Genomic DNA, 16,533 nt, shown 5'->3' on the forward strand with positions numbered 1-16,533 from the left:
TTCAAGGAGTCTGACCGCATGTTCACTCACGTCAAGCCCACCATTCGACACATCTCGCCCGACAATCTTCAGGGTCGGTCACTCGTGAAGGTGGTTTACGTCGTGCTAGAGCCTCAATATCAAAGTGCTCTTTCCGCCGCCGTTCGATCGATTAATAAAGCTCATCCCAATGTGGCGATCGAAATCAGTGGCTATCTGATTGAAGAACTTCGTGACCCCACCAATTACGAGAATTTCCAGAAAGATGTTTCGGAAGCAAATATCTTTATTGCCTCGCTGATCTTTTTGGAAGATCTTGCCGATAAGGTAGTCGCTGCCGTTGAGCCTCATCGCGATCATTTAGATGTTGCGGTGGTCTTCCCCTCAATGCCGCAGGTGATGCGCCTTAATAAGATGGGCAGCTTCTCAATGGCGCAGTTGGGGCAGTCAAAAAGCGTGATCGCGCAGTTTATGAAAAAGCGCAAGGAGAAAGCTGGCGCTGGCTTCCAGGATGGAATGCTGAAACTGCTGCAAACCTTGCCCAAAGTGCTGAAATATCTGCCGATGGATAAGGCGCAAGATGCGCGCAATTTCATGTTGAGCTTTCAATATTGGCTCGGCGGCTCTCAGGAAAACCTAGAGAACTTCCTGCTGATGCTCACCGATCGCTATGTGTTTAAAGGCATCAAAACCACAGGTGATTTGGCGTATCAAGATCCCGTCACTTACCCCGATATGGGCATCTGGCATCCGCTTGCGCCCACGATGTATGAAGATGTCAAAGAATATCTCAACTGGTTTAACTCGCGCAAAGATATTTCTTCTGACTTAAAAGATCCGCTTGCCCCGTGCATTGGCTTGGTGCTGCAACGGACACACTTAGTGACCGGAGATGACGCACACTATGTCTCGATGGTGCAGGAATTAGAGTCGATGGGCGCACGGGTAATTCCAGTGTTTGCGGGAGGGCTGGACTTCTCGAAACCTGTTGAGGCGTTTTTCTACGATCCGATCAGAGGCGATGCGTCGATCGTCGATGTCGTGATTTCGCTGACGGGATTTGCGTTGGTTGGCGGTCCGGCGAGACAGGATCACCCCAAAGCGATCGAAGCCCTGACTCGGTTGAACTGTCCTTATATGGTGGCATTGCCGCTCGTCTTTCAAACGACGGAAGAGTGGCAGGATAGTGACTTGGGGCTGCACCCGATTCAAGTCGCGTTGCAAATTGCGCTACCAGAGTTAGATGGTGCGATCGAGCCAATTATTCTGTCGGGTCGAGATGGCAATACGGGCAAAGCGATCGCCTTGCAGGATCGAGTTGAAGCAATCTCGCAACGGGCGATGAAGTGGGCAAATCTGCGTCGTAAACCCAAGCTCAATAAGCGGGTGGCGATCACGGTGTTCAGTTTCCCACCTGATAAAGGGAATGTTGGAACTGCTGCTTATCTGGATGTGTTCGGCTCCATTTATAAAGTGATGGAATCGCTGAAGCAAAACGGTTACGATCTGCCAGAGTTACCCGAATCGGCGGAAGCGCTGATGTTGGAAGTGCTGCACGATGCCAGAGCGCAATACAACAGTCCCGAACTCAACATCGCCTACAAGATGTCGGTGCCCGAATATGAAGAACTCACGCCTTACCACGAGAAGCTAATTCCGTCTTGGGGTGCGGCTCCGGGGCATCTCAACACCGATGGTCAGAATCTTCTGATCTACGGCAAAGAGTTTGGCAACGTCTTTATCGGCGTACAGCCAACCTTTGGCTATGAAGGCGACCCGATGCGGCTGTTGTTCTCTCGATCGGCGAGTCCTCATCACGGGTTTGCCGCTTATTACACCTATCTAGAGCGAATCTGGAAAGCCGATGCTGTCCTGCACTTTGGCACTCACGGATCGCTAGAGTTTATGCCGGGTAAGCAGATTGGGATGTCGGGCGACTGTTTCCCGGATAGTTTGATCGGCACGATTCCAAACCTCTACTACTACGCCGCGAACAATCCGTCTGAAGCCACGATCGCCAAGCGTCGCTCTTATGCTGAAACCATCAGCTACTTAACGCCTCCGGCTGAGAATGCTGGACTGTATAAGGGTTTGAAGGAATTGGGCGACTTGGTTGCGTCTTACCAAACGCTGAAAGATACGGGGCGCGGTGCTCAAATTGTGGACACGATCGTCGATCAGTGTCGCATTGTGAATCTGGACAAAGACATCACTTTGCCGGAAGTCAGCGCCAAGGAGTTGACGGCGGAAGAACGCGATACGGTGATTGGCAAGGTCTACATCAAACTGATGGAGATTGAATCGCGTCTGTTGCCGTGTGGGTTACACGTGATTGGTAAGCCTCCGAGTGCTGAAGAAGCCATTGCAACGTTGGTTAACATTGCGAGCTTAGATCGTCCTGAAGATGATGTCGTGAGTTTACCTCGAATCATTGCTAACAGCGTTGGTCGCGACATGGACGATGTGTATTATGGCAGCGATCGTGGCGTTCTCGCTGACGTTCAACTGCTGCAAGATATCACGTTGGCAACTCGTGAAGCCGTTGCCGCAATGGTCAAGGCTCAAACCGATGCCGATGGTCGCGTCTCGAAGGTGACGAAGCTCAATTTCTTCAACATGGGTAAGAAGGAGCCTTGGATCGAAACCTTGCACAACGCAGGCTACCCCAAAGTTAATGCCGAGCAAATCAAGCCGTTGTTTGAGTACCTGGAATTTTGCCTGAAGCAAGTCATCGCTGATAACGAATTGGGTGCATTGCTCACCGCACTGGAAGGGGAATATATTCTTCCCGGTCCCGGTGGCGATCCGATTCGTAATCCTGACGTGTTGCCGACGGGTAAGAACATTCACGCCCTCGATCCACAATCGATTCCTACGGCGGCGGCGGTGAAGTCTGCGAAAGTGGTTGTCGATCGGCTCTTGGCTCGTCAATGTTCTGAAAACGACGGTCAATATCCTGAAACGATCGCGTGTGTTCTCTGGGGCACTGACAACATCAAAACCTACGGTGAATCTCTCGCGCAGATTCTCTGGATGGTGGGTGTGCGTCCGATGCCTGACGCGTTGGGACGCATTAACAAAGTCGAACTGATTCCTCTTGAAGAGTTGGGTCGCCCTCGCATTGATGTCGTGGTCAACTGTTCGGGGGTGTTTCGTGACCTGTTTATCAACCAGATGAACTTGCTCGATCGAGCTGTCAAAATGGCAGCCGAAGCCGATGAACCTTTGGAGATGAACTTCATTCGCAAACACGCGATTAAGCAGTCTGAAGACATGGGCATTAATCTACGTCAGGCGGCGACTCGCATCTTCTCAAATGCGTCTGGTTCTTACTCGTCGAACATTAATTTGGCAGTTGAGAACAGCACCTGGGAAAACGAATCGGAACTTCAGGATATGTATTTGGCTCGCAAGTCGTTTGCGTTTTCGTCAGACAATCCGGGTGAGATGGGGCAAGACCGCAAGATTTTTGAGGCGGCTCTTAAAACGGCGGATGTCACGTTTCAAAACCTCGATTCGTCTGAGATTTCGCTGACCGATGTGTCGCACTACTACGATTCTGACCCGACCAAAATTGTGTCTCGACTGCGTGATGATGGCAAAAAACCTGTGTCGTTCATCGCCGATACGACGACCGCAAATGCCCAAGTACGAACCCTTTCAGAGACGGTTCGGCTGGATGCGCGGACAAAGCTCCTCAACCCCAAATGGTATGAGGGAATGTTGAGTCACGGCTATGAGGGTGTGCGAGAACTGTCGAAGCGATTGGTCAACACAATGGGTTGGTCAGCAACGGCGGGAGCGGTTGACAATTGGATCTATGAAGACGCAAATGACACGTTCATCAAAGATGCTGAAATGCAAAAGCGATTGCTAGATCTCAATCCAAACTCGTTTCGTAAAATGGTGACGACATTGCTAGAGGCAAACGGTCGCGGCTATTGGGAGACGAGCGAAGAGAATCTCGATAAACTTCGCGAGTTGTATCAAGAAGTCGAAGACAAGATCGAAGGCATTGAGTAGTTAGTTTCTCTAACGTCAAGGGATAGCTAGGGATGTGAGCAATCATGTCCCTTTTTTTGTGAATTTTATGTTGACGATCGCTACCTGGAATCTTGAGAAATTAACTCCTCGTAGTTGGAAAAGAAAAGACTCAATCAAACAAAAGATTCAAGAGATTAATGCCGATATTTGGGTATTTACAGAAATCAAACACGGCAACCAACTCGCTGCTGATTTTCTACCCAACTATCAAGTGACGACTTCTCAAGAATATAATTCCGGATTTGCTGATGTAATGATTTGCTCTCGGTTTCCGCACCAGAAAATCTCTCTAGAATCCCAGACTTATGAAACTGCTTGCGTCTCAATAGAGTTAGATTCTCATCGTCCTCTAATTGTTTATGGAACCATCATTCCTTATAGAAACGATGGAGTGATCAAACGCGAAAAGCTTGCACTGGATCAAGTTTATGTTGCCATTTGGGAAAAACATCAAGCAGCGATCGCTCACCAGGGAAACGACTGGGCAAGTCTAATTCAAAAATACCCGAATCATGCTCTATGTGTGGCAGGTGACTTTAATCAATCGAGAGATGAAACAGGTTGGTACAGCACAAAAAAAGTCGAGAAGTTGTTGACAGAGCAACTCGATCGAAGTCATTTGATCTGTGTCACTGAAAAGAATTTTGGATTAGCCAAACGCCAAAACATCGATCACCTCTGCATCAGTCAAAACTTCGCGAAAAGCTATCAAGTTTCAGCTTGGGAGAATTTTACAGGCTCGATCGAAATGAGCGATCATAATGGTGTGATGGCTGAACTTTCGGTTGAATAAGGCGAATGAAGCAATGGTAGAACTCAAAGCCAAGCTAGTGACGGATGCCTGGGTGCCTGCATCGTGGGAGGACTATCTTCAGACGATCGCTGATCCCACCTACGAAAAAGCAAAAGGCTACTACTATCAAGGGCACATGAGGATTGAGATGGCAGCAGTTGGATGTGACCATGCAGACGATCATACAGTGATCATTTTAGCGATCGGCTTCTTTGCCACACTCAGAGGAATTTCACTGCGCGGACTTGATAACTGCTCTTTTCGCAAAGCAAATGTTCAAGAATTTCAGCCTGATGTGTCTTACTACATTGGGAATCGTGCCAAAGTGATTCCAAGAGGAACCAATATTGTGAATCTCGATTTGTATCCTGTACCTGACCTCGTGATCGAAGTTTCTAAAACAACGCTGCTCGACGATCGCGGCAACAAACGCACCTTATACGAGGAGTTAGGCGTGTCTGAATACTGGGTTGTGGATGTTGAAAAAGCGGAAATTTTGGCGTTTCAGATGATTGATCGGGGCAGCAAACGCATTGATGAATCGCAAGTGTTACCCGGACTCGCGATCGCCACTCTCGAAGCAGCCCTTCGGCAAAGTCGCGAAACAGACCAATCTCAAGTCGGCGCTTGGTTAATGACGCAGTTTCAACAACCTGGCTAAAGGGCTTTTTGAGACTCGTTAAGGAACGTGGATTTATTAAGGTGCAACTTCTCACCCTCACCCTCACCCTCTCCCCAAGGAGAGGGAACAAGACTCTAACCCCCTTCTCCTTGGGGAGAAGGGTTGGGGAGGGCTTGCCCCACTTCGTGAGGAGGGCAGAAGAAGCTCACAAGTCTTACAGGTTATTTAATCCACGATCCTAAACAGGGATCGCTTGGGGTTGAGACTTGACCGATCGAGCCAAATCTCGCAGCATCGCGACCGTAGTCCCAAAATCAACACAGGCATCCGTCACGCTTTGTCCATAGGTGAGTTGACTTAAATCGGCTGGAATCGACTGACTTCCGGCGACGAGGTGACTCTCGATCATTACGCCCATGCAGTGACGGGAGCCATTTGCGACTTGCTCGGCGATCGACTGAAGCACGATCGTCTGTCGATTATGATCTTTGCTGCTGTTGCCGTGACTGCAATCGACCATTAGCGGGGTCGCAATGCCCTGCTTGAGGAGTTGACTCACCGCTTCTTCTAAGTCAACCGCCCCGTAGTTGGTTCCGCCTTTGCCACCTCGCAAAATGATGTGACAATCGGGATTGCCCGTCGTACCGACAATGCTGGCTAACCCTTGGGCGTTGATGCCCAAAAAATGGTGGGGATGATTGGCGGCGAGAATCGCATGAATGGCGGTTAACAGATTGCCATCGGTACTATTCTTGAAGCCCACAGGCATCGATAGACCTGATGCCATTTCGCGGTGGGTTTGGCTCTCGGTTGTGCGGGCACCGATCGCGCTCCACGCAATCACATCGGCAATGTATTGGGGAATGATTGGATCGAGCAATTCGGTCGCGCTGGGCATTCCTAAATGGGCGAGATCGATCAACAGTTTGCGCGCTGTTCGCAGTCCTGTGTTGATGTCATAGCTCTCATCCAAGTGGGGGTCGTTGATCAGTCCTTTCCAGCCTGTGGTGGTGCGCGGCTTCTCAAAATAGACGCGCATCACAATCTCTAAACGATCGGACAATTCAGTCCGCAGGCGCATCAGCTTTTGCCCGTATTCATAGGCAGCGTTGACATCGTGAATAGAGCAAGGTCCAACGATGACGAGTAAGCGATCGTCCTGTCGATTTAAGATTTTGCGAATCCAATCGCGGGTTGTGGCAACGATTGCAGCGGCAGTTTCGGTGAGTGGAATTTCTTCTTTGAGGGCTGTTGGAGCCATTAACGTTCTGGTCTCAACAACGTGCAGGTCTTGGGTCTTATGCATCGAGTCAATTGTCTAACAGACATCAGTAAGCGCCACTTAAGGCTAAGGGAAAAGTTTCCACCTTATGCAGTATATCAGGAGACGCTTGCTCATTGTGACTCTCGATCGTGTGCCGATAGAGAGTTGCCTGAAATTGAAGCAGTGACTCGATCAATCCGTAACGCTTCAAGTATTAGTCATATCTTGCTAGTCAGCGCTCATAGCAATGCCTGAATATCTTTCGCCAAATCTTCCGGCTTCGCGGTTGAAGGATAGCGTTTAACAACCTTTCCACTGCGATCGACCAGAAATTTGGTGAAGTTCCACTTAATCCCCTCAGTACCAAAAATGCCAGGTACGGCTTTAGTCAAATACTGATATAGCGGATGAATACTGCTCCCATTTACCTCGATCTTCTGAAAGAGGGGGAAAGAAACCCCGAAGTTAGTTTCACAAAAGGACTGAATTTGGTCTGAGTCTCCTGGCTCCTGCCCTCCAAATTGGTTGCAGGGAAATCCTAAAACGACCAATCCTCGATCGGCATATTGATCGTATAAAGCCTGTAATCCTTGATATTGAGGGGTGAAGCCACACTGGCTAGCCGTATTTACAATCAGCAAAACTTTATCTTTGTAGGTGCTTAATGACAGCAGATTTCCATCAATGCCTGTCGCGGAAACGTCGTAAATCGATGCAGGTGCTGTCATCGGGTCAAACACGCCTTCAACGTGAAACATTACTTAAGCATCCTACTATGATTCACACGCGACAAACCTACTGACGGGTATTTAGAGTCGCGTTCAGAGCCAGTCAGCGTACTACACTTTGAGCCAGCATCACCTGGTATTTAATGACCCGATGGGGTTTTGTCGGAGGACGATCGGGCAACAGGTTCTCTCGATCGATAGCTGTCATCGTGCCCATCTAGCGAACCATCTACAGTCGCAACAGCAGGAGTCGGCGGTGACTTGCGCCCGCGACTTGCTGCCGACTTGATGACGACATAGAGAACTGGGACGATAAATAAGCTGAGAACAGTTGCGACACACATTCCTCCGACGATCGCCGTTCCTAATGATTGTCGGGCTGCGGCTCCGGGACCGGTGGCTAACACGAGGGGCATTGCGCCAGCGACGGTTGCGATCGCGGTCATGACGATGGGGCGCAGTCGTTCTCGACAGGCTTCTGTGACCGATTGGGCGATCGTTTGACCATGTTCTCGCTGCTGGTTAGCAAATTCCACAATTAGAATGGCGTTTTTACTTGCCATCCCAATCAACATCACAAATCCGATTTGGGTATAGACATCGTTTGCCGTACCGCGTAAAAGGACGGCTGCCAGCGCTCCCAAAATTGCCAGAGGCACGGTGAGCATGATGATCAGCGGGTCAATGAAGCTTTCATACTGGGCTGATAGCGTCAGAAAGACGAAGATGATCCCTAGCGCGAAGATGAAAACCGCGGCACCGCCTGACTGAAGTTCTTCGAGCGAGAGTCCTGACCACTCATAGCCAAAGCCTCTGGGCAGCGTTTCTTGGGCGACCTTTTGCATCGCGGCGATTGCCTGCCCCGAACTTGAGCCAGGGGCAGCAGATCCGTTGATTTCGACCGATCGGAACAGGTTGTAGTGCGTAATGATTGAAGGACCGTTCACCTGAGTGATTTTCACCAGGTTGCTTAACGGAATCATTTTCCCAGGCTGTGTCCCGTTGGCAGCGCTGCGAACATAGAGCCGCTTAATGTCATCAGGATTTGACCGAAACTGACTGTCGGCTTGGACATAGACGCGATAGGCGCGATCGAACTGGTTAAAGTCATTAACGTAAGTCGATCCTAAAAAGATTTGCAGTGTGCTGAAGATGTCTTGCAGAGAGACTTGAAGTTGGTTTGCTCGAACTCGATCAACTTCGACCGAAATTTGAGGTGTATTAGCGTTAAAGTTCGGTCGGAGTCCAGTTAGAGCGGGACTTTGAGGCGATGGATAGGTCGTGGCTCGACCGAGAAATTTGCCGAGGGTTTCACCTAGTGCTGCAAAGCCCAGTCCGGTGCGATCTTGTAGGTGAAACTCAAATCCGCCAACGCTGCCGATGCCCGGAATGGCAGGTAAGTTAAGCGGCAAGACAACCGCCTCTTGAATCGATGCCAGTTTGGGAAATAAGCCAAACGGTTTGGGGAAGAATCCGCCGATGATCGCTTTCAAGGATTGGTCGGCTCCCGTTCGTTCGTCCCACGGTTTGAGGGTGGCAAAAATTAGACCATTGTTAGGAGTCGCTCCGCTAAAGCTAAAGCCGCCGATCGCAAAGATATTTGAGATTTCTGGCTGCTGTTTGAGAATCGCCTCGGCTTTTTCTAATACGCGCTCGGTGTAGTCGAGTGAGACTCCTTCGGGTGCCTGAACGACGGTGATAAACACGCCCTGATCTTCATCGGGAATGAATGCTTTAGGAACAAAGTTGTAGACAAAGTAAGTTAACACTAACGCGAGTGAGAAGACTGTTATCACCAGTCCTTTGCGCCGAATCACGCTGCCAACCGATCGACTATAGCTTTCGCGAGTGTGGTCGATCGCCCAGTTAATGCGATTAAAGAACCAGTTGTTGGGGGCTTGTCCGCGTCTCAGCAACAGAGCCGATAACATGGGCGTGAACGTGATCGCGTTAAATAATGAGACTGTGATGGAGAACGCGATCGTCAACGCGAACTGTCGATAAAGCTGTCCCGTTGTGCCCGGAAAGAATGCCACGGGAACAAACACCGTGATTAACACAACCGATGTGGCAATAACTGGACTAATTAGCGTATTCATTGAGGCGATCGCTGCCTCGACTGGTCGCAATCCCTCGTCTTGAATGCGACGGGTGATATCTTCAACAATGACGATCGCATCATCGACGACGAGACCCGTTGCTAGAGTTAATCCAAACAGGGTCAGTGTGTTAATTGAGAAGCCGAGCAGTTTGACGAAAATAAAGGTGCCGATTAGCGCGACTGGAATTGCGATCGCGGCAATCAGTGCCGATCGCCAGTTTTGCAAAAACAGGAAGATTACCCCGATCACGAGCACGATCGCCAGAATCAGCGAGGTGATTACTTCTCTGGTGCCCGCTTCGATAAACGTGGTGGTGTCGAAGGCGATCGCGTAGCGCATCCCTGGCGGAAAACTCCCAGCAAGTAGGCGAATCTCTTCTTTAATAGCTTTCGCAACGTCGAGAGCATTGCTGCCAAACTGCTGGTTAATGCCAATGCCAACGCCCCGGTGAGTGACTCGATCGTCCGGAGTGAATCGCAACACCGATCCGTAATTCTCGGCTCCTAACTCAGCCCGACCGACATCACTCAGTTTGATTAGCGTTCCGGTAGACGTGGTTTTGATGACGACATTGCTAAACTCTTCGGCATCTTTGAGTCGCCCTTGAGCCGTGACCGCATATTGATATTGCTGTCCGGGCTGGGCGGGGGGCTGACCGATTTGTCCGGCTCCGACTTGAATGTTTTGCTGCTGAAGGGCAGTGACGACATCTTGAGGCGTGAGCGATCGACTCGCCAATCGTTCGGGGTCGAGCCAGAGTCGCATTGCGTATTTGCGTTCTCCAAAAATCTGTACGCCGCCTACGCCTTTGACTCGCTTAATCGCATCGGAAATGTAGAGATCGGCGTAGTTGCTGAGATAGATATCGTCGTAGAGATCTTTTCCGGCTTTTTCATCGTGATCGGAATATAGCCCGATCGCCAGCAAGAAATTGTTGTTGGCTTTTGTCACCTGCACGCCTGTCTGAGTCACAGGTCCTGGTAAGCGTGACTGCACAGTTGAGACGCGATTTTGCACATCGACTGCTGCTAAATCTTGATCGCGTCCCAAATCGAACGTCAAAGCAATATTGCTCGTTCCGGTGCTGGCACTGGTGGATTTAATGTATTTCACCCCATTAATGCCGTTCAATTCCCGCTCTAGAAGATCGGTGACAGTCGATTCCACCACTTCAGCGTTTGCGCCCACATAGTTTGAAGTGACATTCACCTGGGGCGGCGCAAGATCGGGATATTGAGAGATCGCCAAGGTCGGAATGCAGGCGATTCCTAAGAGTGTGATCGCGATCGAGCACACGGTCGCAAACACAGGACGTTGAATAAAGAAATTAGAAATCGACAGAATCATACAGACTCGTAGGGGGTGAAGGGTGAGAGATTCTAGGATCTATCTGCAAATTCAATTGGCTGTGTTGAGAGCGGTTGAGATACCCCTCTCAACCCCCTTAAAAAGGGGAACTTTGGATGGATTTCTCCCCCTTTTTAAGGGGGTTGGGGGGATCTCCTACGGTTTACAGATACGCCTTAGCCAACCTATAGTTCAGACTTTATTGGGGGCTTCTGCGATCGGGGCGCAGTTTTGCAGTTGCAGAATGCCCGATGTCACGATGCGATCGCTAGCGCTCACTCCTTCTAAGACTTCTTGATCGTTGCCGACAATTTTGCCTAACTTGATCGGCTTTTGAGCCGCCACTAATTGGTCTGGCTCGACCGTTGCGGCTTTGCCTCCGGGTGCAGCCGCAGGTGCCTGACATCCTGATGCTTTAAAAGGAGCGGCGACGAACAGAAAATCTCTGCCTCCGAGTCGAGAAATGGCTGAGGTCGGCACCAATATGCCGGGACTGCTTGACCAAATGACTCTGGCGCGCACAAACTGCGAGGAGCGCAAGTTACCCGGATTGTCGAACGTAGCTTTCGCCTGCACCGACTGAGAAGCCGCATCGACGTTGGGCGCAATAAACGAAATTCGCCCTGTCTGCGCTTCTCGATTTTGGTCATCTAACAGCTTGACGGGTAGCCCTATTCTGAGATCCGCTGCTCGCTCTAGCGGGATCTGAAGCTGGATTTCTAACCGCTGATTTTGAGCCACATTCATCAATTGAGAAGTCGGACTCACGCCGTCACCCACTTTGATTGGGATATCGCCGATCGTCCCCGTAAATGGAGCCGTGACGGTGTAGTCTCGCAGTTGAGCTTGCCCTTCAGAGATGTTTGCCTGTGCCTCTTCTAGCGCCCGTTCGTTTTTGGTGACACCCGATCGGGTGCGGTTAATCACCGATCGCTGTGCCTGCACATCGGCTTCGGCTTTTCGCAGGTCGGCTTGTGCCGTTCGCAAAGCGTTGAGTCGTTGATCTAGAATTTGTCGGCTGGAGGCTCCTTGATCGGTCAGGTCTTGATAACGAGCATATTCTTGTTGACTTAACTGAACGTTGGCGGCGGCAGCGGCACGTTGCGCTTCGAGCGATCGCAGGGTGTCGCCTGCGGTAGTGACATCAGCTTGAGCCGATTGAATGTCGGCATTGGCAGTTTGGGCGGCGGCAACGCGGCTAGCAACCTGGGCACGCTGACTGGCAGCATCGATTTGCAGCAATGGCTGACCTGCGGTGACGCGATCGCCCGCTTTGACGTAGATTGCCGAGACTTGCCCAGACACTCGCGGTTGCAGGGTGACTGACTGACGTGAATCTAAACTAGCCGCATAGTCAGAGCTATCGGCGATCGTCGCGGTTTTGAGGTTAGACAGCGGGACGGGAGTTGGGGGTGTCTTCATCTGACCTGCCATCATCATCGGCAAGATGACTCGACTAAACACAAGCCAGCCGACTCCGCCCAACAGTGCCAGGGCAATTAGTGCCGGGATCAAATATCGCCGCCAGCGAGGAGGACGCGGTTTGTCTGAAAGCTGATTGGAGTCTTGTGGAGGGATTGAGTCTACGATCGTAGACCGACTAACTGAATTTCGATTGATGTCTTCGCCACTCATGAATCTCCAACCTGTTAAATGAAGAGTTAAGCCAGGGAGCGATCAGGCAAAATGATGTTTTACATTGCTAAATTGGTTATCTGAATAAATAAAATACATATTGGTTATATCGTAGTGAACAGATTACTACGGGCACGAATCGTCAGGCTTCATCCTTTTGACAGACTTCGAGTGAGCATTGCTGATGTAAGTGTGAATTGTTGGGATTCTTGCATGAATCCGGACAGCCCTCCTCACGAAGTGGGGCGAAGCCCTCGCCAACCCTTCTCCCCAGGGAGAAGGGAGCCAAAACTCTCTTGTTCCCTCTCCTTGGGGAGAGGGCTAGGGTGAGGGCGGAGTATTTATGCAGGAAGTCTGTTGAGTGTGGGATTCAAACGATCGAGCTTTAATCTCAAAACTTGGAGATTGGAACTCAAACGATCGAGCTTTAATCTCAAAACTTGGAGATTGGAACTCAAACGGTCGAGCTTTAATCTCAAAACTTGGAGATTGGAACTCAAACGGTCGAGCTTTAACCTCGAAACTTGGAGATTGGAACTCAAACGATCGAGCTTTAACCTCAAAACTTGGAGCTTGGAACTCAAACGATCGAGCTTCAAACGCGAAGTGCGAGTCAATTTGGTCGATTTTCTTCCTCCTAGAGTAGGCTAGTGGTGCTTCTCTAGCTGCTTTTGGATACTGCGATGACTCTCGACCCCATTTCTACCGGAATTGCTCTAGAAATCGGCAAAATTGTTCTTAAGACGGTGTGGGAAGGGGGCGGCAAAGTCGCGGGAATGCTTGGCAGGACAGTAGACAAAGCGACCCAAAATCTAGTATTTCAAGCCTCTCAGAAATATGTCGAGAATTATGAGAAGCGTCACGGCATTCTCAAAGTGTTGGGGATGCGAGAACCTGTGTCACTAGAGAGTGTGTATGCAGCCGTGCAGTTTTTAGACGATCGAGCCTTACAACAGTTTGAGTCGGTGCAAGCGCTCGAAGAAACCTATCGACTCGCGGCAGGTCGCAGTTTTCAGGGCAAGGATTGCCCCAAGCAAGAAGGGTTAAAGGTCGCGAACGAAAAGCAATATTTGATGGTGTTGGGCGGACCTGGAGCCGGGAAATCGACCTTTTTGCGGCGCATGGGCTTAGAAGCGCTGAAAGGAAACAAAGGAGCCTATAAACCGGGCTACATCCCGGTGTTTGTTGACCTGAAAGTGTTTAACAAAGGGGAAATCAACATTGAGAAGACCATCGCCGAAGAGTTTCGCATCTGTGGCTTCCCGTCGCCCGAAGAATCGACGCAAAAACTTTTGCAGCAGGGCAAGCTGTTAGTCTTGCTCGATGGCTTAGATGAAGTGGCAACCGATCGGATGAATGAAGCGATCAGCCAGATTCAAAACTTTGTCGATGCTCACAAGCAAAACCGCTACATTGCATCGTGTCGGGTGGCAGCTTATCGTCATAACTTTCGGTTATTTACCGATGTGGCGATGGCAGATTTTGACGATGTTCAGATCAAACAGTTTATTGACAACTGGTTTCGTCGAGAACCCGACATCGCCCAAGATTGTTGGCAAAAATTAAACAGCGACGATCACACCGCCGCTAAAGAACTGACTCAAACGCCGTTGCTGCTGACGTTGGTTTGTTTGTTGTATGAACGATCGCGCAAGTTTCCCACGAATCGATCAACGCTTTATGAACGGGCGCTGCGAGTGTTGCTCGAAGAATGGGCAGCCGAGAAGGGCATTCCGCAAGACGACCTCTATAAAGGGCTAGACACCAAGCGCAAAGAGATGATGCTGGCAGAAATTGCCTATGATAGCTTTCAGCAAAATCGATTGTTCTCCACTCGTCGCGAAGTTGCCGACCAAATTGAGCAACTGTTAAAAGAAATATTGCCCGATGAAAAGGGCGTAGATGGGTTGAAGGTGCTGCGAAGTATTGAAGTGCAGCACGGTATCTTGGTAGAACGGGCAGACGGAATTTACTCGTTCTCGCATTTGACTCTGCAAGAATATTTGACCGCGCAGCATATTGACGACCAGCGACAGATTGAGAAATTGGTAACAGAACACCTAACTGAGCGCCGTTGGAAGGAAGTTTTTATCTTGGTTGCGGGGCTAATGCGCGGCGGAGCCGATGAACTGCTGTTGACGATGGAGAAAGAAGCTCAGACCTACCTCAACACACCCAAATTAAAAGCTTTAATAACGTGGGCAGACCAAGCAACGACAGGTTCAACAGGAGACTCTAAGCCTGCGGCTAAACGAACGGCAGCGGTCTTTCTCGCCCTCGCCCTCGCCCTCGCCCTCGCCCGTGACCTCGCCTTCGCCCTCGCTCTCGCCCTCGCCCTCGCCCGTGACCTCGCCCTCGCCCGTGACCTCGCCCTCGCCCTTGCCCGCGACCTCGACCTCGACCTCGACCGCGCCCTCGCTCTCGACCGCGCCCGCGCCCTCGCCCGCGCTTTTGAAAAAACAAAAGTCTTTAAATCTGTAAACTTTGTTGTGTTAATCGTTCGCCTAGAAGCCCTGAAAGCTCAGATTCCCGGCAACAGCCAATCTGTCGAAGTCCGCCGTGCCTTTCGCGATAAAGTTCTGCAAACCTGGTACAACGCCCTCAATCTAAATTCAGAATTAGTTGATTTATCTGAAGCAGAAGCTAAAGCTTTAGAGAACTATTTCTATGCAAACTGGCTGATGGTGCAGTGCAGACAAGCCGCCGTGCGAGTGTCGCCCACAACCTGGGCAGGCATTGAAGACCGCATGGTGACGGTGAGAGACTAAACGGTCTGGCGAGATCTCTCGCTGCGATTCTGTCCCGCCCGTGAATGGAATTCCGGGCTAGCCTTGCGAAGTCCGTTGAAACGGACTGGATACCTCAAACCCTCTTCTAGTCCCTTGAGTGGACTTCGCACTGTTAGACCGTGATTTTCAATCACGGGCGGATGAGCAGCGCAGCGAAGAGTTTTAAGCCATGCCCTAACGGTTGAGGAATGAGGGAATGGTTACTCTTCATCAATGGAATCGTCTCGATCGTCGTCAAAAGATAACGAGTGTCACCAGAATCTTGAGGTTAGGTAATGAGCGATCGGCATTACCATAAGACCATATTTCATATTGCCAGTGCAGTTATGAACCTAGCAACTAGACACGTTAGCATCAAAGACTTTGAGCAGAACCCCAACCGTTATCTGTTAAGCAATCAACCGATTCAAGTTGAAGAAAACGGTGAGATTATTGGCGTTTACTATCCTAAGAAGCGCAAGAGCAAAGAGGAGCTTGACAAACTGATTACTAGATTTGAGCAAGCGACCGAAGCCCTTTTAGAAGATTCTGGGTTGACTAGAGAAGAACTTGCCGACCTCCTAGACTTGAAAAAACCATTTCCCTATGAAGCTGATTGTTGATGCCAATATTTTGGTGGGGGAGCTATTGAGGCTGAGAGGTCGGGCACTAATCGCCCATCCCACGTTAGAGCTACTGATTAGCCAAAAAGTTGCAGAAGAAGCTGACCATGAGCTTCAAAAACGAATTCGAGTCATGGTGAGACAAAATCGATTTTCTGCGGAACATGGAGAGCAGTTTTTCGCAGTTGCCCAAGACTTGCTTGAAAGCAGTATTCAAATCGTTCCCTATGCTGCTTATGGCAACGTTGAATCTGAAGCGAGAAGACGCATTCCTAGAGATTCTGACGATTGGCACACGGTTGCTCTGGCGCTACAGACAGATGCTTCAATCTGGACGCAGGACTGTGATTTTCTCGGTTGTGGTTGCCCCACCTGGACGACGGAAACGCTGCTTTTACAATTACAATCCGTTTGAATTTTAGCGATTCTCACTCTTCATCAATTGAGTCGTCGTCGATCGTCCCACCCAAAATACTTTTGCTTCACTTATTGTTCGGCAAGATCTCTCGCTGCGATTCTGACCCGCCCCAGATTGAAATCGGGGCTAGCCTTGCGAAGTCCGTTGAAACGAACTGGATGCCTCAAACCCTCTTCTAGTCCCTTGAGTGGACTTCGCACTGTTAGACCG

General features: G+C 50.1%; 11 protein-coding genes. 7 read left to right on the plus strand and 4 right to left on the minus strand.

Annotated elements, in window-relative coordinates; translation table 11 throughout:
* Positions 1-18: 18 nt before the first annotated feature.
* The 3 genes from A8707_RS11055 (at position 19) to A8707_RS11065 (ending at position 5,477) form a co-directional block, all read left to right on the plus strand.
* Positions 19-4,002 carry a magnesium chelatase subunit H gene (locus A8707_RS11055; protein ID WP_068816935.1) on the plus strand — a complete coding sequence of 1,328 codons (3,984 nt, stop codon included), beginning with the start codon at positions 19-21 and terminating at the stop codon, positions 4,000-4,002.
* 67 nt (positions 4,003-4,069) lie between these two features.
* Entirely contained in the window at positions 4,070-4,816 is a 747-nt protein-coding gene (locus A8707_RS11060) for an endonuclease/exonuclease/phosphatase family protein (protein ID WP_068816937.1), read from the plus strand.
* Positions 4,817-4,829: 13 nt separating this feature from the next.
* Positions 4,830-5,477: a Uma2 family endonuclease gene (locus tag A8707_RS11065; protein WP_068816938.1), complete on the plus strand. Its 648-nt coding sequence runs from the start codon at positions 4,830-4,832 to the stop codon at positions 5,475-5,477.
* A 199-nt stretch (positions 5,478-5,676) separates the two neighbouring features.
* Here A8707_RS11065 and A8707_RS11070 read toward each other — a convergent pair whose 3' ends face one another.
* From A8707_RS11070 to A8707_RS11085, 4 genes are all read right to left on the minus strand, one after another.
* On the minus strand, positions 5,677-6,744 hold the full coding sequence (locus tag A8707_RS11070; RefSeq protein WP_068816940.1) for a 3-deoxy-7-phosphoheptulonate synthase: 1,068 nt from the start codon (positions 6,742-6,744) through the stop codon (positions 5,677-5,679).
* Between the two features lie 197 nt (positions 6,745-6,941).
* Positions 6,942-7,460, minus strand: coding sequence for a glutathione peroxidase (locus A8707_RS11075; protein WP_462686387.1), 519 nt, complete (start codon positions 7,458-7,460; stop codon positions 6,942-6,944).
* Between the two features lie 110 nt (positions 7,461-7,570).
* Complete coding sequence (locus tag A8707_RS11080) at positions 7,571-10,879, minus strand: efflux RND transporter permease subunit (protein ID WP_068816942.1); 3,309 nt, start codon at positions 10,877-10,879, stop codon at positions 7,571-7,573.
* 192 nt (positions 10,880-11,071) lie between these two features.
* A complete protein-coding gene (locus tag A8707_RS11085; protein ID WP_068816944.1) occupies positions 11,072-12,514 on the minus strand; it encodes an efflux RND transporter periplasmic adaptor subunit in 1,443 nt (480 codons plus the stop codon).
* A 363-nt stretch (positions 12,515-12,877) separates the two neighbouring features.
* Here A8707_RS11085 and A8707_RS11090 point away from each other — a divergent pair, with 363 nt between their 5' ends.
* The 4 genes from A8707_RS11090 to A8707_RS11105 all read left to right on the plus strand — a co-directional run bounded on the left by A8707_RS11090 (position 12,878) and on the right by A8707_RS11105 (position 16,320).
* Entirely contained in the window at positions 12,878-13,165 is a 288-nt protein-coding gene (locus A8707_RS11090; protein ID WP_068816946.1) for a hypothetical protein, read from the plus strand.
* 32 nt (positions 13,166-13,197) lie between these two features.
* Positions 13,198-15,282, plus strand: a complete 2,085-nt coding sequence (locus A8707_RS11095; protein ID WP_068816978.1) for an NACHT domain-containing protein — start codon at positions 13,198-13,200, stop codon at positions 15,280-15,282.
* 347 nt (positions 15,283-15,629) lie between these two features.
* A complete protein-coding gene (locus A8707_RS11100) occupies positions 15,630-15,905 on the plus strand; it encodes a hypothetical protein (RefSeq protein ID WP_068816948.1) in 276 nt (91 codons plus the stop codon).
* Positions 15,889-16,320: a PIN domain-containing protein gene (locus tag A8707_RS11105; RefSeq protein ID WP_068816950.1), complete on the plus strand. Its 432-nt coding sequence runs from the start codon at positions 15,889-15,891 to the stop codon at positions 16,318-16,320. Before A8707_RS11100 ends, A8707_RS11105 begins: the two co-directional genes overlap by 17 nt.
* Positions 16,321-16,533 lie beyond the last annotated feature (213 nt).

Origin of the sequence: Phormidesmis priestleyi BC1401, from assembly GCF_001650195.1 — a bacterium.
Lineage (GTDB): Bacteria > Cyanobacteriota > Cyanobacteriia > Leptolyngbyales > Leptolyngbyaceae > Phormidesmis_A > Phormidesmis_A priestleyi_B.

Coding starts and splice junctions, on each gene's coding strand:
- A8707_RS11085 (WP_068816944.1), bottom strand. CDS start 12,514: ATGAGTGGCGAAGACATCAATCGAAATTCAGTTAGTCGGTCTACGATC.
- A8707_RS11065 (WP_068816938.1), top strand. CDS start 4,830: ATGGTAGAACTCAAAGCCAAGCTAGTGACGGATGCCTGGGTGCCTGCA.
- A8707_RS11105 (WP_068816950.1), top strand. CDS start 15,889: ATGAAGCTGATTGTTGATGCCAATATTTTGGTGGGGGAGCTATTGAGG.
- A8707_RS11075 (WP_462686387.1), bottom strand. CDS start 7,460: ATGTTTCACGTTGAAGGCGTGTTTGACCCGATGACAGCACCTGCATCG.
- A8707_RS11080 (WP_068816942.1), bottom strand. CDS start 10,879: ATGATTCTGTCGATTTCTAATTTCTTTATTCAACGTCCTGTGTTTGCG.
- A8707_RS11100 (WP_068816948.1), top strand. CDS start 15,630: ATGAACCTAGCAACTAGACACGTTAGCATCAAAGACTTTGAGCAGAAC.
- A8707_RS11055 (WP_068816935.1), top strand. CDS start 19: ATGTTCACTCACGTCAAGCCCACCATTCGACACATCTCGCCCGACAAT.
- A8707_RS11060 (WP_068816937.1), top strand. CDS start 4,070: ATGTTGACGATCGCTACCTGGAATCTTGAGAAATTAACTCCTCGTAGT.
- A8707_RS11095 (WP_068816978.1), top strand. CDS start 13,198: ATGACTCTCGACCCCATTTCTACCGGAATTGCTCTAGAAATCGGCAAA.
- A8707_RS11070 (WP_068816940.1), bottom strand. CDS start 6,744: ATGCATAAGACCCAAGACCTGCACGTTGTTGAGACCAGAACGTTAATG.